The organism is Stenotrophomonas sp. YJH_SMC_27 (assembly GCF_059369815.1).
This window is the reverse complement of record NZ_JCAFTA010000001.1, coordinates 216,111-234,260: the sequence shown is the minus strand read 5'-3', so window position 1 is coordinate 234,260 and position 18,150 is coordinate 216,111. Positions and strand designations below refer to the sequence as shown.

General features: G+C 64.6%; 16 protein-coding genes, 1 tRNA gene and 1 pseudogene. 11 read left to right on the top strand and 7 right to left on the bottom strand.

What is annotated here, in order from left to right; all coding sequences use genetic code 11:
- From ispH to AC5P7R_RS01040, 4 genes are all read left to right on the top strand, one after another.
- Positions 1–951 (top strand): 4-hydroxy-3-methylbut-2-enyl diphosphate reductase, encoded by a 951-nt coding sequence (ispH, locus tag AC5P7R_RS01055; protein WP_019659291.1) that lies wholly within the window; start codon positions 1–3, stop codon positions 949–951.
- A 116-nt stretch (positions 952–1,067) separates the two neighbouring features.
- Positions 1,068–2,951: a M61 family metallopeptidase gene (locus AC5P7R_RS01050; protein WP_478436255.1), complete on the top strand. Its 1,884-nt coding sequence runs from the start codon at positions 1,068–1,070 to the stop codon at positions 2,949–2,951.
- A complete protein-coding gene (locus AC5P7R_RS01045) occupies positions 2,948–3,625 on the top strand; it encodes a lysoplasmalogenase (RefSeq protein WP_021202454.1) in 678 nt (225 codons plus the stop codon). The genes AC5P7R_RS01050 and AC5P7R_RS01045 overlap by 4 nt, the downstream gene beginning before the upstream one ends.
- Positions 3,626–3,648: 23 nt before the next feature.
- A complete protein-coding gene (locus AC5P7R_RS01040; protein WP_019337508.1) occupies positions 3,649–4,155 on the top strand; it encodes a hypothetical protein in 507 nt (168 codons plus the stop codon).
- A 116-nt stretch (positions 4,156–4,271) separates the two neighbouring features.
- On the opposite strand, the gene AC5P7R_RS01035 is transcribed toward AC5P7R_RS01040, so the two are convergent.
- Genes AC5P7R_RS01035 through AC5P7R_RS01015 form a run of 5 tightly spaced genes read right to left on the bottom strand, consistent with a single transcriptional unit; the run spans position 4,272 to position 10,306 of the window.
- Complete coding sequence (locus AC5P7R_RS01035) at positions 4,272–4,979, bottom strand: hypothetical protein (RefSeq protein WP_021202455.1); 708 nt, start codon at positions 4,977–4,979, stop codon at positions 4,272–4,274.
- On the bottom strand, positions 4,976–5,932 hold the full coding sequence (locus AC5P7R_RS01030) for a hypothetical protein (RefSeq protein ID WP_021202456.1): 957 nt from the start codon (positions 5,930–5,932) through the stop codon (positions 4,976–4,978). The genes AC5P7R_RS01035 and AC5P7R_RS01030 overlap by 4 nt, the downstream gene beginning before the upstream one ends.
- 47 nt (positions 5,933–5,979) lie before the next feature.
- Positions 5,980–8,775, bottom strand: a complete 2,796-nt coding sequence (locus AC5P7R_RS01025; RefSeq protein ID WP_021202457.1) for a TonB-dependent receptor plug domain-containing protein — start codon at positions 8,773–8,775, stop codon at positions 5,980–5,982.
- Between the two features lie 11 nt (positions 8,776–8,786).
- Positions 8,787–9,755, bottom strand: coding sequence for a FecR family protein (locus AC5P7R_RS01020; protein ID WP_021202458.1), 969 nt, complete (start codon positions 9,753–9,755; stop codon positions 8,787–8,789).
- Positions 9,752–10,306, bottom strand: coding sequence for an RNA polymerase sigma factor (locus tag AC5P7R_RS01015; protein ID WP_167692761.1), 555 nt, complete (start codon positions 10,304–10,306; stop codon positions 9,752–9,754). Before AC5P7R_RS01015 ends, AC5P7R_RS01020 begins: the two co-directional genes overlap by 4 nt.
- A 209-nt stretch (positions 10,307–10,515) precedes the next feature.
- On the opposite strand from AC5P7R_RS01015, the pseudogene AC5P7R_RS01010 reads away from it, so the two are divergent.
- The 6 genes and pseudogenes from AC5P7R_RS01010 (at position 10,516) to AC5P7R_RS00985 (ending at position 15,129) form a co-directional block, all read left to right on the top strand.
- Positions 10,516–12,151, top strand: a pseudogene (locus AC5P7R_RS01010) (autotransporter domain-containing protein).
- A 97-nt stretch (positions 12,152–12,248) separates the two neighbouring features.
- Positions 12,249–13,244: a 2-hydroxyacid dehydrogenase gene (locus AC5P7R_RS01005; protein ID WP_021202459.1), complete on the top strand. Its 996-nt coding sequence runs from the start codon at positions 12,249–12,251 to the stop codon at positions 13,242–13,244.
- 58 nt (positions 13,245–13,302) lie between these two features.
- Positions 13,303–13,378, top strand: a tRNA-Thr gene (locus AC5P7R_RS01000).
- A 351-nt stretch (positions 13,379–13,729) separates the two neighbouring features.
- A complete protein-coding gene (locus tag AC5P7R_RS00995) occupies positions 13,730–14,581 on the top strand; it encodes an RHS repeat-associated core domain-containing protein (RefSeq protein ID WP_276577080.1) in 852 nt (283 codons plus the stop codon).
- A gap of 18 nt (positions 14,582–14,599) precedes the next feature.
- Positions 14,600–14,962, top strand: coding sequence for a hypothetical protein (locus tag AC5P7R_RS00990; protein ID WP_021202461.1), 363 nt, complete (start codon positions 14,600–14,602; stop codon positions 14,960–14,962).
- Positions 14,959–15,129: a hypothetical protein gene (locus tag AC5P7R_RS00985; RefSeq protein ID WP_329859032.1), complete on the top strand. Its 171-nt coding sequence runs from the start codon at positions 14,959–14,961 to the stop codon at positions 15,127–15,129. The genes AC5P7R_RS00990 and AC5P7R_RS00985 overlap by 4 nt, the downstream gene beginning before the upstream one ends.
- A gap of 680 nt (positions 15,130–15,809) precedes the next feature.
- On the opposite strand, the gene AC5P7R_RS00980 is transcribed toward AC5P7R_RS00985, so the two are convergent.
- Both AC5P7R_RS00980 and AC5P7R_RS00975 read right to left on the bottom strand, forming a co-directional pair.
- Entirely contained in the window at positions 15,810–16,142 is a 333-nt protein-coding gene (locus AC5P7R_RS00980; RefSeq protein WP_058979897.1) for a hypothetical protein, read from the bottom strand.
- Between the two features lie 13 nt (positions 16,143–16,155).
- Positions 16,156–16,791: a GyrI-like domain-containing protein gene (locus AC5P7R_RS00975; protein ID WP_021202464.1), complete on the bottom strand. Its 636-nt coding sequence runs from the start codon at positions 16,789–16,791 to the stop codon at positions 16,156–16,158.
- 316 nt (positions 16,792–17,107) lie between these two features.
- Here AC5P7R_RS00975 and cyoA point away from each other — a divergent pair, with 316 nt between their 5' ends.
- Complete coding sequence (gene cyoA, locus AC5P7R_RS00970) at positions 17,108–18,148, top strand: ubiquinol oxidase subunit II (protein ID WP_014646391.1); 1,041 nt, start codon at positions 17,108–17,110, stop codon at positions 18,146–18,148.
- The last annotated feature ends 2 nt before the right edge of the window (positions 18,149–18,150 follow it).

The window sequence follows — 18,150 nt, the reverse complement described above, 5'->3', positions numbered from 1 at the left end:
ATGGATGTGCTGCTCGCCAACCCGCGTGGTTTCTGTGCCGGTGTCGATCGTGCGATCGAGATCGTCAAGCGCGCGATCGAAACGCTGGGCGCGCCCATCTATGTCCGCCATGAAGTGGTGCACAACCGCTTCGTGGTCGACGATCTGAAGCAGCGCGGCGCGATCTTCGTCGAGGAGCTCGATGAAGTGCCGGACAACAATACGGTGATCTTCAGTGCCCATGGCGTGTCCCAGGCGGTGCGCCAGGAAGCCGAGCGTCGTGGCCTGAAGGTGTTCGACGCCACCTGCCCGCTGGTGACCAAGGTCCACTTCGAAGTCGCCCGCCACTGCCGTGCCGGCCGTGACGTGGTGTTGATCGGCCACGCCGGTCACCCGGAGGTGGAAGGCACCATGGGCCAGTGGAACCGCGAAGCCGGCACCGGCCAGATCTACCTGGTGGAAGACGTGGAGCAGGTTGCCACGCTGCAGATCAACCAGCCGGACAACTTCGCCTACACCACCCAGACCACGCTGTCGGTGGATGACACGCGCGGCATCATCGATGCGCTGCGCGAGCGGTTCCCGGCGATGCAGGGCCCGAAGAACGACGACATCTGCTACGCCACGCAGAACCGCCAGGATGCCGTGCGCGATCTGGCCAAGCGCTGCGACCTGGTGCTGGTGGTCGGTTCGCCGAACAGCTCCAACTCCAACCGCCTGAGCGAGCTGGCCCGCCGTGAAGGCGTGGAGTCGTACCTGATCGATGGCGCGCACGAGATCGACCCGGCGTGGGTGGCGGGCAAGCAGCACATCGGCGTGACCGCTGGCGCCTCGGCGCCGCAGGTGCTGGTCGACGGCGTGCTGGCACGCCTGGCCGAGCTGGGTGCCAGTGGCGTGTCCGAGCTGGACGGCGAGCCGGAATCGATGGTGTTCGCGCTGCCGAAGGAACTGCGCCTGCGCCTGGTCGACTGACCGGGAAAGGCCTCATCCACGCATGGCGTGGATAAGCACATCCATGACCTTTGGCCATGGGGCCGGCCATCGCACAGGCCTAGCATCGGAGGATTCTCCGATGCTGGAAGTTGCCGATGAAGACCCGTGCCCTGGCGATGTCGTTGCTGTTCGCGCTGGCCGCCACGCCCGCGCTGGCGCAGGCCTCGCCATCGGGTGATGCCGCAGCCCCAGGCCTGCTGCGCATCGATGTGGATGCACGTGACCTTGCCCGTCGCATCTTCAAGGTGACCGCCACCGTGCCGGTCAAGCCCGGTCCGGTCACCCTGCTGTACCCGCAGTGGATTCCCGGCAACCATTCGCCCACCGGCCCGATCGACAAGCTGGCCGGCCTGCGCGTGACCGCCAACGGCAAGCCGCTGGCCTGGCAGCGCGACCAGTACAACGTCTATGCGTTCAAGGTGGACGTGCCCGAGGGCGTCAGCGAGATCGTCGCCCACTTCGATTTCCTGTCCTCGCAGGGCGGCAGCCAGGGGCGGGTGGTGATGACCCCGGAAATGCTCAACCTGCAGTGGAACGCCAATTCGCTGTATCCGGCCGGCGTAGATGCGCGCAACCTGCAGGCGCAGGCCAGCGTGACCCTGCCCAAGGGCTGGTCGTTTGCCACGGCGCTGGAAACCGCGCACCGCGACGGCGATAACGTGGTGTTCAAGCCGATCTCGTATGACCATCTGGTCGATTCGCCGTTGTTTGCCGGCGAGCACTACCAGCGCATCGATCTCGATCCGGGCGCGAAGGTGCCGGTGCACCTCAATGTGTTTGCCGACGAAGCCAAGTCGCTGAAGCCGAGCGAGGCACAGATCACCCTGCACCGCGCGCTGGTGCAGCAGGCCGACAAGCTCTTCGGTGCGCGTCACTACAACCGCTATGAATTCCTGCTGGCCTTGACCGACCGTCTTGGTGGCATCGGCCTGGAGCACCACCGTTCCAGCGAGAACAGCGCCGACCCGGGTTACTTCACCGAGTGGGACAGCAACGCCTGGATGCGCGATCTGCTGCCGCATGAGTACACCCATTCCTGGAACGGCAAGTACCGTCGCGGCGCGGATCTTGCCACCGCCAACTTCAACACGCCGATGGGCGACAGCCTGCTGTGGGTGTACGAAGGGCAGACCCAGTTCTGGGGGCAGGTGCTGGCGGCACGCTCGGGGTTGTGGTCGGCTGCGCAGGCGCGCGACATGCTGGCCAATGTGGCCGCGACCTATGACCGTGGCCGCCCGGGCCTGGCCTGGCGTCCGCTGCAGGACACCACCAACGACCCGACCATCGCCCAGCGCCGCACGTTGCCGTACCGCAACTACCAGATGAGCGAAGACTATTACTCCGGCGGCCAGATGCTGTGGCTGGAAGTGGAAGGCAAGCTGCGCGAACTGAGTGGCAACCGCCGCAGCCTGGATGACTTCGCGCGCGCCTTCTTCGGCGTCGGCAATGGCGACTGGGACGTCAACCCGTACACCTTCGACGACGTGGTCGCGACCTTGAACGACATCGCGCCGTACGACTGGGCGACGTTCCTGCGCGGGCGCCTGGACGGCCACGGCGCGTTGACCGGTGGCCTGGAGCTGGCGGGCTGGAAGCTGGTCTACCGCGATACGCCGAACGATGCCTACAAGGCGCAGGAGAAGCGCGCCAAGGCCGCATTGCTGGCGTACTCGCTGGGTGCGACGGTGCTCGACAACGGTACGGTCGGCGACGTGATCTGGGACAGCTCGGCCTTCAACGCTGGCCTGGCGCCTGGCATGAAGGTGATTGCCGTTGGCGGCCGCGAGTACAGCAGCCAGCGCTTGAAGGACGCGGTGGCTGCGGCGGCGAAGGACAAGGCGCCGATCGTGCTGCTGGTGAAGCAGTTCGATCGGATCGACACGATGAACATCGACTACCACGGTGGCCTGCAGTACCCGGTGCTGGAGCGCATTGCCGGAAAGCCTGACCGCCTTGCGGAGCTGTGGAAGCCACGATGAAGCCGCGCGCCGGCGATGGCGTGATCCTGCTGATGGCGATCCTCGCCATCATCGGTGCGTTCCTGGACGGTGACGGGCGCTGGCTGCATTGGCTGGCGAAGCCGGCGACCACGCTGCTGATCGCGGCCATCGCCTGGCGGGTGCGTGATCCTGCGCAGCCGACCTACCGGCGCGCGGTGCTGGCCGGCATGCTGCTGTCGTGCGTGGGTGACATCGCGCTGATGCTGCCGATGGACGCGTTCGTACCGGGGCTGGTGGCGTTCCTGCTGGCGCACCTCTGCTACATCGTGGCCTTTCGCGATGGCCTGCGTGCCGGACGCGGCCTGCTCGCCGCCAGCGTCCTGCTGGCGGCCTTTGCCGTACTCAATGTGCTTGGCCTGTGGCCGCACCTGCCGGTGCCGATGCGTGTGCCGGTGCTGGCATACGTGGTGGTGCTGGCATCGATGGCAGCGCTGGCCCTGGCACGGCAGTGGCGCAGCCCGCAGCCCGCTGCCGTGGAAGCCCGAAGCGCCCGCTGGGCCGCGGCAGGTGCGTTGCTGTTCGTCGCCAGCGATTCCCTGCTGGCCTGGGACCGCTTCACCGGCGGCCTGCCGCTGGCCAGCGTGCTGGTGTTGTCCACGTACTATGGCGCGCAGTACGCCATAGCCCGTTCAGTTTTGCCTGGTCATCGCTAGCCTGGCCTCGTTATGATTTTCTGATGGCTAGGGGAATCAACGCGCTGTTTGCAGTTATCGATGCCATCCGGGCGGAGTGGTCAAAGCCTCGGGTCGCCATGCATCAGCATGGGGCGTGTCCTTTCCTGCTTCGATCCTTCTTCGTAGAACGTGGTGCTGCAATATCAGAAGACCGGCGATTACAGGGCTGCCCGGCGCAGTTGCTCGCATTCTGGAAGGTGTACGCTTCGGCGGAATTGTTCAAGGACGAGCAATTCGGTCAATGGGGCATGGAGATGCTCAGCGTCGAGGATGCACACGTTCAGACGACCTTCCTCGCTGGTTCGCGTCCGTTGGATTTCCGGAGCGGCGATGTCGTATTTGGCCGCTTCTACGGCGACTCAGATCTACTGGTGATGAACGCCTTTGGTACGGTGCTGGTCTGCCTGCCTTTGGACGAGCGAAAAGATTGGCCTGAAGCATCGGACTCGCTTGCAGGCTTCCTATCCCGGCTGCATGAAACCCAAGGTTCCAAGTACTGGGAGTTGTGATCCATCGAGGGTATCCGCATTGGCTGCCGGCTGGTTCAAGTCTTCTCGTCAGCGAACAAATGGCCTTGCTCTACCTGCTGGAGTAACGGCTGCCAGAGCTGGATGGGTCGCGTTGCCTACTGACGGCTTACGCCGCGGGCGTTGCCCTGTGCGTCGAACTGCAGGCGTACGGATTCGCGGTCACCGGCCACTTCGTCCGGCAGCCACACCAGCTTGCCGCCCTTGCGCACGATCACATACACGTGGCCGACTTCGGATGCGGGGTTCTGCAGGGCATTGCGTTGTTCCTGCAATGCCTGCGCCACGCGCGGCACGGCCTCGAAATCGATGCTGGCCAGGGATGTGCTGCTGCGCTGCAGGCTGATGGTCGGCGCGAACTGCTGCGGGTTCACTGGATTGCCCTTGCGCCATTGGCCACGCTCGAAGTGGTAGCTGTCGACGTGGGTCGGCTGCTGCGGGTCGACCAGGTCCAGGTTGATGCGGCCATCGTCGTAGAAGTGGATGCTGTGGAACACCGTCAACCGGTGCCCGGACAGTGCAGGCATCTGTTCCAGTGCCTGGCGGGCGGCCAGCAGGTAGTCCGCATCGAACAACCGGTTGCTGCGTTCGGGAACCGGCATTGATCGCGGTTCGGGAATCGGGGCGAGCGAAGCGGGCCTCTCGCGCGATGGCGGCATGGTGATCGGCGCGGTCGCGCGGTCAGCCTGCACCGAATGCCCCAGTGTTTCGCCTATCGTCTGCAGCGCACCACCGGCAACGGCGGCGCCGGCCAGCACCAGCAGCACGGCGGAAAATACCACGGGTGTGGAAGGCGGCCGCTTCATACAGCCTCCAGGCGCACATTGCTGCGGTCATCCGGGTCGTACAGCAGCGTGACCTGCTCGCGTGGAACGTTGGCCAGCTCGATCAACGGGATGAAGCGGCGCACGCTCACCTGCTGTATGCCACCTTCGCGGTCGGTGTATTCCAGCTGGAACTCCACCTGCGGCTGTTCGTTGAGGTAGGTGCCGGTCTGGCGCACCTTCAATACCCGGGCCTCCACACCGATGCCGCGGTACTTCAGCGCGTCTCCGCGGGCATCGGCGTGCAGCAGGCGGCCGAGCAGGCGCAGGACCAGGGCGTAGCCGCACAACACCAGCGGGCACACCAGCAGAGGGTGGCCGAAGGTCAGGAAGGTCCAGCCCAGGCCCTCGCTCTGCAGCCGGTAGGCCAACACATAGGCAGCGGCAACGGTTCCGATGCCGAGTGCTGCACCGATGCCACGCCGCCACAGGCTGGCGACATTCAGTTCGGGCTGGGCGCCGTCCAGTACCACGTTCGGGAACGCGCCCGGCACCCGGCTCAGGCGTGCATCGACGTGCCTGCCGACGCCGAAGCGCTGCAGTTGCGGCTTGCTGTCGACTACCAGCAGCAGTTCGCGGATCGGCGTGCCGGACAGGTTCTTGAAGGACAGCTGCAGTTTCCATTGCGCGAAGCCACGCACCTGCACGCCGGTCTGTTCAGCGTTTTCGATCAGCGCATCGCGTGGTTCGCCATCGGCGAGGATCGAGCGAACGCGATGCAGGGCGCGTGGTGGGCCGAGCAGCAGGAAATGCAGGAACGCGAACAGCAGAGCGAGCCATGCAGCGAGCGACAGTGCCAGCAGCAACAGTGCCAGCCACGGTGCACTGCGATCAGCCAGCGCCACCGGCCACGAGGTGCCGAAATAGAGAATGCAGGGGAAGGGCAACGCGAAGAACAGCAGGAACGCGCCCCAGAACCAGAGATAGGCCTTCATGGGGGGAGGTGGCAGACCGGTGGAACAGGCCGCGTAGGTTACTACGCTCAGCGGAACTGCAGGGTAAGCAGGTAGTAGCGGCCGAGCGGATCATCCAGCCCCGGCATCTGCCCGCCATTGCCGACCAGGTAGTTCACCGGTTGCGTGTCGAGCACGTTGTGCACGTCCAGCGCCGCGACGACGCGCGGGCCGAGGCGGCGTGCCAGGTGCAGGTTCCAGCGCAACTGGCGCGGATTCATGCAGTGGTTCTGTTCGGCCTGATCCTGCGGGCATTCGGCCCCCGGCAGCCAGGCACGGGTGCGACCGACCTGGTTGCCGCGCAGGGCGACGTCCCAGTTGCTGTTCTGCCATTGCGCGTTCAACACCGCAGCCAGTTCGGGTGTCACATGGCCGCGCAGGTCCACGGCGGCCCCGTGGTCACGGCGCCGACGCAGTTCCTGCTGCTTCAGCGCATCGAGTGAGAACAACCATTGGCCGTTGCTGCCGCTGTCGATGCGGTATTCGCCACGCAGGACCCAGTTGCGGGAGGTGGTGCGGCCGATGTTGTCGAACGACAGGCGCAGGCTGCTCAGGTAGCCGTCGTCATCCAGCTCCCAGGTACTGCGATTCCACACCGCATCGCTTGGCTGCAGGGCGAGGATCTCGTTGCGCAGTTCCACGATGTTGTGGGTCAGCGACAGCGAAAACGTGTCGTTGGGTGTCCATGTGGCGGCCAGCGAATGGCTGCGCGATCGCTCGGCCTTCAGTGCATCGTTCTCAACCACGTTGGCCGTGACGCTGCAGCCGCCACTGGCCGTGGCCATTGCACATTCAGGAAGGGCACTGGACACCGGAAGCGTGATCGACCCGAAGTAGCCCGGGGGGCGCCGTTGCTCGAACAGGCTCGGCGCACGGTAGCCGCGTCCGCTGGCCAGCAGGAACGACCAGTGAGGCGTCGGGGTCCAGCGCAGTCCGGCACGTGGCGAGAACGCCATGAAGCCGTCGTCGCGGTCCCAGCGTGCGGCCAGGTCCGCGCGCAGCGTGGGTGCCAGTGGCAGGCCCAGCTCGGTATAGACACCGCTGCTTTGCCGCGACAGGCGGCGTTGCTGCTGCGGCAAACCCAATGCAAGGTCGCCCTGGCTCAGCAGCGCATCCGGATGCGAGGTCCAGCGCTCATGGCGCAGGTCGATGCCGGTCGCCAGTTGCGCATTGCCCCCAGCCATCGCCATCAGCTCACGCTGCACGCCCCACCAGCCCTGCCACTGTGCAGTGCTGCCGCGGTTGCGGATGGATGGGAACAGCGCGTCCATATCGGCTGCCGGCGGTGCGTCGAAGCCGGGAATGAACCTGCGTGCCTGCGTTGCTTCAAGCAGCAGCGCCGTGCGCACCGTGCCTGCCGTGGACAAGGTGACTTCGCTGCGCTGCGCACTGATGCCGGCTTCCCAGCTGCGCCGGCCCTGGTCACGTCCGATGCCGAAGGTGACGTCCGTATCGGTGGCGCGGACCTTGGGACGCACGTTGCCGGCCTCACGCAGCACACTGTTGAAGGTGATGCCCCGCGACACCACCGCAACGGCGGTCGGGCCCAGGTCGAAGCGCTGGCGGTTGTGACTGGCCCGCACCTCGGCATAGGCATAGCGTCCCTCACCCCGTTCGTGCCGGTAGCGCAGGTAGGCCGACGCGGTATCCGAGGCCGGTTGCAGCGAACGCGGCCGGGCGCTGTCGAACCAGCAGCCGTCCTCGCGCCGCTCCAGGGGCGGCTCGCAGCGCCGCGCGGGCACGTACCAGTTGCCGAGGATCGCGCCGATCGGATACAGCGAGGTTTCCGCATGCCAGTCACGTTGGTCACCGGCGACATGCTCGACACGGTGCAGATCGAGACCGGCAAACCAGCGGTCTCCGTTGCCACGTGCGCCGCCCGTGGCGGCCTGCAGGCGGTACTGGCCCGCGTCGCCACGGCTGCTGAGTCCGGTCTGCAGCATGGCTTCGGGCCCATCGGCCTGGTCGCGCAGGATGATGTTGACCACGCCGGACATGGCATCGGCGCCATAGATGGCCGAGGCACCGCCGCGTACCAGTTCGATGCGGTCGACGAAGCTCAGCGGAATGCCGCCGAGGTCGGTCAGCCCACCCTGTTCCAGCGACACCATCGGATAGCGCGGCAGGCGCCGGCCATTGACCAGGAACAGCGTCGCCCGCGGTCCCATGCCATCGAGGCTGGTGGTGGCCGCTGCACCCACCGGCAGGTACTGCGAATCGCCGCCGCGCGAGGTGCTCATGGCAGGATGGCCGTTCATGCCGGGCAGGTGCCGCAGCAGGTCGAACAGGTTGCCGTAGCCACTGCGCAGGATATCGTCACGATCAATGGTGGTGACCGGCAGCGTGGTCTGCACCGAAGAGCGCGGCAGCCGGCTGCCGGTGACGTGGATGGGAGCCAGTTCCACCTCGTGCGGCGTGTCGGCGGACCTGGGAGGCAGGCGCGGCAGACGCGGGGCGGTGAACGCTGCCGGCGGCTTGGCAGGCTCGGCATGGACCCGCCGCACGACAAAAGCACCCGAGGACGTGCGCAGGATGTTCACCGGCAGGCCGGCAACCAGTTGCTTCAGCGAAGCCCCGGTATCGCGCTGGCCACGGGTGCCATCGGTGCGCAGACCCTCCAGTTCACGTGCGTCGAACAGCAGGGCGGTGCCACTCTGCCGGGCCCATTGCTGCAGTGCCGGTACCAGTGGGCCGGCGCCCACGTCGATCGCCAGCGTGCCTGCGGGCGTGCCGGCATCGGCCATCGGTACTGCGGCAACGCCCAGGGCAAGGCATAGCAGGGCCCGGAGCAGCCCCCACTGCAGCGCACCCGGACCTGCCTTCACTGCCGGTCTCCTCAGTATGTGCGGCGCAGTTCCAGCGCGCCATCCGGACGCGTCTGGCCAGCCACGGACCACCCCAGTTCCAGCGCCGACAGCAGTTCCTGCGCATCGCCGGCACGGAAGGTACCGCTCACGGCCAGGCTGGCGATCTCAGGATCGGCGATCACCAGCGGCGTGCGGCCGTAACGGTTCATGCGTTCGACCACGATCGACAGGGGGGTGGCATCGAACACCAGTTGCCCCTGCAGCCAGCCTTCAGCGGCGGCAGTGGAGGAGAGGGCAGGGCCTGGCTGGATACGGCCGGAAGGCAGAACCTGCAGCTGCTGGCCGGGCGCCAGCGTGTGCTGCGCTGCGCCGCTGCTGACTTCGACGGCACCTTCCAGCAGCGCGACCTCGACCAGGCCGTCGCGCAGGCGTTCCACCTGGAAGGTCGTGCCGATGTCGCGGATCGTACTGTCGCCGGCGCGCAGTTGCAGCGCCTTGTTCGACGGTGCGACCTGCAGTTGCAGCCGGCCCTGCTCCAGCACCAGCTCACGATGGCGCCAGCCGAAGCGGGCGCGGAGAGTGGTGCCGGCATCCAGCATGGCGACGCTGCCATCGGCCAGTGTCTGCTGCTGTGGCTGGTGCGAATCATTGGCGTAGACCTGTGGCGTCGGGTTGCCGTCGACGGCAGCCATCCAGCCGATGCCGATCGCCATGCAGACACCGGCAGCAGCGGCCACGCCCGGCAACCAGCGCCGGCGCGGCGGACGCGCCGCGCGTGCCGCAGCGGTCCGCAGCCAAGGGTCAGCCGCAAGCCCAGCGCCCTGCTGGAACAGGGTTTCGGCCTGCACCCAGGCTTTGACGTGGGCCGGATCTTCGGCCAGCCAGTCCTCGAACGCTTCGCGTTCGGCCGACGTGCAGTCCGGGGCTTCCAGGCGGGCTACCCAGGCGCTGGCGCGTTCAAACAGCTGTGCATCATCCCTGTGCGGGGTGCCACTCATTGGCCGTCCCTGTCGTTGTGCAGCGGATCCGATCCCAACTCCTGACGCAGGCCCTGCAGGGCGCGGGCGATATGTTTTTCCACGGTCTTGGCAGTAATTCCACAATGCCGCGCGATCTGCGTGTAGCTCATGCCGGTGATGCGGTTGAGCAGATAGACCTCGCGTGCGCGTTCGGGCAGCTTGAACAGGGCCTGCCGCAGCAGGGACAGCATCTGCCCTGACTCGGCCTGGCGCAATGGATCGGGCGAGGAACTGGACGGTTCGTCGCTGCCATCGTGTTCGGCCAGCGGCAGATGCGGCCGCGACAGCGGTGAGCGGCCGCGGTCTGCCAGGCGGTTGCGGGCGATACGATACAGCAGCAGGCGCAGTTCGTCCGGGCCCTGTGCGCGGTAGCGGATCAGCCGCTCCATGCAGTCCTGCGCGATATCCTCCGCATCCTCAGGCCCAACCCCCCGCGTGCGCAGGAACGCGCACAGCGGTGCGCGCTCTTCGCGCACGAACGCGATGAAGGCATCCGCAGGTGCGGGTAGCTCTGGCGCGCGATGGAGCAGGGGAGACGGGGTGGACAGGGCTGGCCTCGACGGTGGGTGGCGAATGCGTCGTCGAGTTTTACGCGACGATGAGCGGATGGGGAAGAGTGTGCATCGATCGAATTCCCATTGTGAATGTATTCATTTTCCAGGATCCGTTCCACTGGGGGAGATCATCCCGCTGCGGCGTTGATCGCTCCATCCGCGTGTTGCGGGTGGAGAGAGAACACATGAAGTACTCGACGTTGAGCCTGGCCCTGGCCGGGCTGATGGGCGTTGCCGCCATAGCCGTGGTGGATGACGTCATGGCAACGAATTAATCACGTGCAGGGCGATCGCATCTTCCTGAGTGGAGATGTGACCTACGCCGACGCGGTGTCCCTGCCGGCATTGCTGGCCAAGGCACAGGCCGAAGGCCGGCCGGTCCGTGAGGTGGTGCTGCGTACGTCCAATGGTGGCGCGTTGATCGCCGGGGAGTGGCTGCAGGGCATCATCCGCACCTCCGGGCTGAACACCATCGTGTCCGGCAATTGCATCTCATCCTGCTCGATCATGCAGTCCGGCGGCGTCGAGCGCTATCTGGCCGGCGATCTGCCGCTCATCGACTCGGTGCAGATCCACGCAGCCAGCAGCGGCGGCAAGGTGATCTACACGCCGTCGCCGCGCATGACCCAGATCTATAGCGGCAACTACGGTGGTGGCATGGATGCCGGGCTGCTGCACAAGGCCATGTATGAAGTGGTGAAGCCGAACGGCCTGCTGGTGTTGCGCGTTCCGGCACGCGGCACCGGTCCCTCGGTCACCTTCGACCCCGATGGCAGTGGCAGCAAGCTGGAGTCGTTCCCCGGCCAGGACATCTACAGCAACAGGATCATCACCGCATACGGGTACCGCGATCCGGGCGACACCCTGAACGTCACCGCCAACGTGACCGGTGACATCAATCCCGGCTACCTGCGCACCGGACGCCAGCTGCAGGCGTTCGTCGATGATGATTTCGCGCGCTGGAATACCGACTGGCGATCCACCTACATCAATGTCGCACAGAGCATCTACACCGCATCCAGCCGCGGCCCGCAGGGCATCGGTGCGCTCTCGGTGCAGGGTTACCTCAGTGACCCGGACATCCAGGACCTGTTGCTGTCCAAGCTGCGGCTGGCTGATCTGGATGTCTCCACGCTGGACAACGCCAAGGCCAGCGATGGCTCTGGTTTCACCGGAGATGTGCGCGCGCTGGACGTGGGCGGCTACCTCGATGCGACGTACGCGCGCGGCTATCTGTCGGCGGCCGTGCGCTACACCGATCTGCGGCATGACACCCGTCGCAGTATCGGCGGTATCGATGGCCTGCAGCAGCCCCTGCGCGCGAAGTACAGCAACGATGCGATCTCCGCACGTGTTGAACATGCGTTCTCGTTCACCACCGGCAAGGGCCTGGTGATCCAGCCGTTGCTGCCGGTGGTGGACTACGCGCGCACTTCGGCCACCCGCTTCAACGAAGGGCAGGGCGCCGGTGCGCTGGTTGGCCGCAGTGGCAGCCTGGAGAGCATCCGCGTGGGTGCGGGCCTGCAGCTGTTCAAGACCTTCGAAGGCAACAACGGTGAGCGCATCACCCCGCGCGCCCGGGTGGTCTGGCAGAAGGAGCTGGGCGATTCGCAGGCCCGCTACAGCACCGGCTTCGCCGCAGCTCCGGATCTGGTGTTCGGCGCCAGCAGCCAGGCGGTGGGCGAGCAGGTGCTGGCCTGGAACCTGGGTGTGACCCGCCGTGCCAGCGAGCGGCTGTCGATCATGGCCGATTACGTGGGCGAGCGCCGCGACGGGCAGATCCAGAACGGCGTGATGCTGGGCCTGGGCTACAGGTTCTAAGTGGCACCCGGCACCGGCGATGACGGCATCGCCGGTGCCATCCCAACGCGGGCGCTGCTGCGGTATGGTCGGTATGGCATTCCACCCAGGCCCATCCATGCAGATCGCCGTCTTCAGTGCCCGTCCCTACGACCGCCGTTTCCTTGATGAGGCGAACCAGCGCGATGCGGCTGGGGACGGCTTTGCGTTCGTGTACTTCGATGTGGCGCTGGACGTGCACACGGCGGCGCTGGCGCAGGATTGCGCAGCCGTATGCGTGTTCGTCAACGACCGCCTGGATGCGCCGGTACTGCACGCCCTGCATGCGGTGGGGGTGCGGGCCGTGCTGCTGCGATGCGCAGGTTTCAACAACGTGGATCTGGCGGTTGCAAAAGCGCTGGATCTGTTCGTCGCACGCGTACCGGCCTATTCGCCTGAAGCCGTGGCCGAGCATGCGCTGGCGCTGGTGATGACCCTCAACCGGCAGACCCATCGCGCCTACAACCGGGTGCGCGAAGGCAACTTCATGCTCGATGGCCTGCTCGGGCGCACCCTGCATGGCCGCACCGTGGGCATCGTCGGTACCGGCAAGATCGGCCTGGCCACTGCGCGCATCTTCAAGGGCATGGGCTGCATCGTGCTGGGACACGACCCGTATCCGTCGCCGGCCTTTGCCGCGGTGGGCGACATGGTGGGGGTGGACGAACTGCTGGCGCGCGCCGACATCGTGTCGCTGCATTGCCCGCTGACGCCTGAGACCCAGCACCTGATCAACGACGCGTCGCTGGCGCGGATGAAGCCAGGCGCGATGCTGGTCAACACCTCGCGTGGGGCACTGGTCGATACCCATGCGGTGATCCGCGCGCTGAAGTCGCGGCGGCTCGGCCACCTGGCCATCGACGTCTACGAGCAGGAAAGCGCGCTGTTCTTCCAGGACCTTTCCGGCGAGATCATCGACGACGAGGCCTTCCAGCGCCTGATGACCTTCCCCAACGTGCTGGTGACCGGCCACCAGGGCTTCTTCACCGTGGAGGCGCTGCAGGAGATCTCGGCGATCACGCTGGGGAACCTGAGGGACTTTGCCGAGGGGCGGGTGTGTGCGAACCGGGTGTAGCGGGCTGAGCCGGGTGGATTGACCGCCGGGGCGCCCAGCCCGTAAAATCGCGGGCTCCGCCGGAATAGCTCAGTTGGTAGAGCGGCGCATTCGTAATGCGTAGGTCGCAGGTTCGACTCCTGTTTCCGGCACCAGTTGCAATGAAAAAGCCCCGGCCTTTGGCCGGGGCTTTTTGTGCTCCGGTAGTGCCGGCCGCTGGCCGGCAAGCAGTAGTGCCAGCCCATGGCTGGCAGCCCAGGATTTCCGAGTCTTGCGGTCTACTAGCCCGTCCGGCTTCCCTGGCGCTTAGCTCCTTGCACAGTTCCTGACCTGGCACCGCAGCCGGTCATTCCTGTGCTATGAATACCCGGCCTTGCTCCAAGGTTCTTTCAGGGATTGGAGGGATGCGCAGATTCGGGGGAACCGCAGGCGGCGTGTCGACCCGCTTGAGGGCATTTGAGGGACGATTTCGGAAGCTGGGGGCATTGGGCTCTTGGCTGTGCTGCGTGCTGCTGATCGGCTTTGGCTTGTCGCCAGCCGCAATCGCCCAGGAGACGGTCACCTACATTCACACGGACGCCTTGGGCTCGGTCGTAGCCGAGAGCGATGCCAACGGCAACGTGATCAAGCGCTATGACTACGAGCCTTACGGTGCTGTGGTGGGCGGCCAGGTCACGGACGGACCGGGGTACACCGGGCATGTGAGCGACTCGGCTACCGGGCTGAGTTACATGCAGCAGCGGTACATGGATCCGCAGTTGGGAGTGTTCCTGTCGGTGGATCCGGTGACAGCGTATGAGCAGCCGGTTGGGCAGTTCAATCGGTATCGGTATGCGAACGGGAATCCCTACAAGTTCACGGATCCGGATGGGCGGAATGCCTTACTCGCTGCGCCGCTGGTGGTTGTTCCGATCGTTGTTGGCGTGACCTACTATGCAACCACGACAGCCGAGCAGCGAACGAATATCGGCAACAAGCTGGACGGGGCAGTAAAAGGCCTGCTTCAGAAGTCTGAGGAATCACCGAGACTGCCTGCACTGCAAAGTGACGGGTCAATTGCCAGAGATAAGCAGTCTCCGAAAAGCGAATCGAGCGCGGGAGAGAAGAAGGCAACTGGCACGATCTATGTCGATTCCAAGGGGAATGCGATTCCGACACCGCCGGGTGGCAAAATTGAAGGATCACCCGATGGCCGATTTGTTCAGGCAAAAGGGCCTGACGGTCAACCCACTGGGGTTCGAATAGATGGCGGGCACAAGCCATCAACTCATCCTGATCCCCGCGCCCAGCAACCGCATGGTCACGTTCCCGGTGTAAGCAATGCCGACGGAACCCCATGGCTTCCGATAAAACAATGAGTTGGAGTGACGTAAATCATGGAAACTGAAGCTGCGATCATTGAGATGACGAAGCTTGTAGGAGCGTTTGCGTTGGGCTCCGTTGATGCCCAGACTTTCATTGAGAAGTACTCGAATTTCTACTATTACGAATCGCTGGACGGACATGAAGCTTCAAGTGCGCTGCGCCCCGAGAGCATGACGAAGCTCGGACCCGCTATCGAGCTCCATCGCCGCGTTCAAGAAGATGTGGTGAACAAGATCTCGTTCGATGCGGGGTTTTCAACTGAAGCGATGAGGATGGCTGGGCGGCTCTCCCCGGCGGAGGCTCGGGAGCAAGCGTTGAGAATATGTGCAGATGTTGGGATTGAAGTCGTTCTGTCGGCGATCAATGCCGCATGAAGCCGTCCGGCGATCGGATCAACAAGGTTGACGTCGAAGAGCTGACCATTGGGATATTTGACTACGACAACCCGAGCTTCCTCAAGGAAATTTCACTGAACGAGGGTTCGCACGTTCGACTCGGAGGAATGGTCTTTGCTGCTGCCTTTCTAGGCCAAAGTTCGTGACTGGGAATTACTGTATCGGATCACTCTACAAGAGAAGTGATTCCTCCAGGGTCACGTCAGAGCGTAGGCGCGTGCACTTCTCGGATGAGTTTGATGCCGGGGGTATTCACTCGCGCGGAGTGTTGAGGGGGTAGTGCCCTAAGAAGACTGCTCTTGTGCTACCTGAGCGAGTATTCGATCCCAAGGCTCCCACCAAATCGTTGATGCTATCGAAGGCCGATATTGCTGCGATGGTCAATGCTAGCGCAGCACCGCTTAGCGACATGGAACTCTCAGGTTTTCTGCCTACGCTGGTGCACCTGAGAAAAATGATTGATGAGGCAGTGTACCTTTCCGGAAATTTCTAGGGATGCTCTGAACAAATATCAAGCTGGTAGAGGCTTAGATGGCACTTGCGGCCTTTCGGGTCGCTTCCGGTCACTTTCGGGAACTGCTTTTTGGACAGTTGGAACTCAGATCCCGCGCAGTGTGCCATTGGCGACGGTCCTTGCCGGTCCGCTCCGCGCGAGTAGTGCTTATCCTGTCGGTTGCTAGCCGCTTTGTTTGCTCGCGTGACTTATCGGCCGAGTTCGTAATGCGTAGGTCGCAGGTTCGACTCCTGTTTCCGGCACCAGTTGCAATGAAAAAGCCCCGGCCTTTGGCCGGGGCTTTTTGTTTGACCGATTAGCGGCGCGACGCCATCAACGTCGCGCCATCCCCGCATCCTTCGCCAGCCACCACGCCAGCTGCCGGAGATAACCACCCGCTGCTCCCGCCAATGCGCCGATCAGCAGGCGTGCGAGCACTCTGGTCCCGCGGCTGGCCCGCTCGCGTACCCATGGCAGCACCGCGACCACCTGCGCACCCAGCAACAGCATCAGTACGTCCAGTCCCGACGCATCCACCAGCGGCAACAACGGCAGCAGATCCGGATTGCAGGCCAGCACGATCACCAGCGTAGCCCCAAGCACGGCCATCAGCCGGCGCCCGGCGGGCAGGGTGGTCCAGCGCAGCAGTCGTTCGATCATGCGCATGACGTTCCTCGGGTCATGCGCGAGAACCCTCGTCAGGCCCAACCGTCCGCACCGGTTGCCGCAGCACGGTCTTCAATCTCGCCGCGTCGGTCTTTCGCGGATCACTCAGGTAGATCTCATGGTGGGGGCCGGCGAAGGTGTAGCCCAGCGAAGGCATCAGCTCGTCGTGCAGATGAGCCAGGATCGGGCCTTCGTCATCGTAGGCGCCCACATGCAGGGTCTGCAGGCAGAGGCCTTCCTCAAGCACCCTATGACGAAGGCCAGCCGGTGTCTCGCCCAGCTTCTTCGTCGCCTTGGCGATGGCGGTCTCCAGTTGCCCTGGGCTGATCCCATCCGGCGTACGGATCATCACCGTCCACGACCACTCGTCCTTGCGGCGTGCCACAAAGCTCGCCGGGTCGTCGGCGGTCCAAAGCGCTTCCAGCGGCGGCACTACGTAGTCCCGGCCCTCGGCCTTCAGCGCGAACTTCAGTGCATAGCTCACTGCATACAGCCACTGCACCGACTGCAGGTAAGCCGGGGCGGTATTCGGGTCGCCGCGGCCGTCGATCATCAGGTAGGGCAACGGTGGCACCTCCACTTGGACGAACCGGCCTGCCGGGGGCTGGTACAGCGCCCGGTCGCGCTTCTTGAAGTCGATCTTGTCCATGGCGTCCCTCCTGCCTGGAGCATCCCATGTTCCTGTCTGTCCGCGCACCTGAATCTGTTCAGGCGACTTTGCCGAGCGCGGCGGATCACCGGCCGATGCCATCGTGCGTGCGCGGTGCGACAACGTGTCGCAGCCAGAATCGGGCCTTTCCTGCGCTCGATCAATGTCAATGCCTTTCTTAAATGATGGGTGACGGCCTAAAATTGAAAGGCTGACTCGACCCCACCTGCCTGCCTGTCTTCCGGACCGGTGGGACCGGCTTTGGCCGGAACAGGCAGGGACGGGGAACGGCATTCCCTCGCAATTGGATCGACCGATGATTCCGTTGAAAACCCTTGGGCGCTGGTTGCGCCCGGGCCTGCTGCTGTCGTTGCTGGTGATGCTCACCGGCTGCGATGCCGTGGCCATCCTCAGTCCGAAGGGCCAGATCGGCCAGGATGAGAAGACCCTGCTGATCACGGCCACCGTGCTCATGCTGCTGGTCGTCATCCCGGTCATCATCATGACCCTGACGTTCGCGTGGAAGTATCGCGCCTCCAACACCAAGGCCCGCTACGAGCCGAAGTGGTCCCACTCGACGGCGATCGAGGTGGTGGTGTGGTCGATCCCGTGCATGATCGTGCTGGTCCTGGCGGTCCTGACCTGGCGCTCGTCGCACGCACTGGATCCGTACCGTCCGCTGGATTCGGACGTCAAGCCGGTCACCATCGAGGCGATCTCGCTGGACTGGAAGTGGCTGTTCATCTATCCGGAAGAGAAGGTGGCGGTCGTCAACGAAATCAAGTTCCCGGTCAACACGCCGCTGAACTTCAAGATCACGTCCGATTCGGTGATGAATGCGTTCTTCATCCCGCACCTGGGCAGCATGATCTACTCGATGGCTGCGATGGAGACCAAGCTCCACCTGATCGCCAACGAGACCGGTGAATTCCCGGGCATGTCTTCGCACTACAGCGGCGCGGGCTTCGCCAAGATGCACTTCACCGCCTACTCGGTCACCGATGCCGAATACCGCCAGTGGCTGGACCAGGTCCGCGCCGGCGAGCAGACCCTGGACAAGGCCTCGTTCAAGGCCCTGGGCGAAGCACGCAACGCCGAGTGGTATCCGGTCACCTACTTCGGCAAGACCGAAGAAGGCCTGTTCGACTGGGTCATCGCCAAGCACATGGGCGACAACAAGCATTACGGCATGAAGCACTCGCATGCCGGTGCCGCCGCTGCCGACGCCGCCACCCATGAAGCGCACGAGGGCCACGCCCCCAGTGATGCGCATGATTCCAAGGAATCGGGTGAAAACCTGGATGCCAACGAACACGAACACGCAGGCCATGCCGGCCACGCGGGTTCGGGAGAATGAAC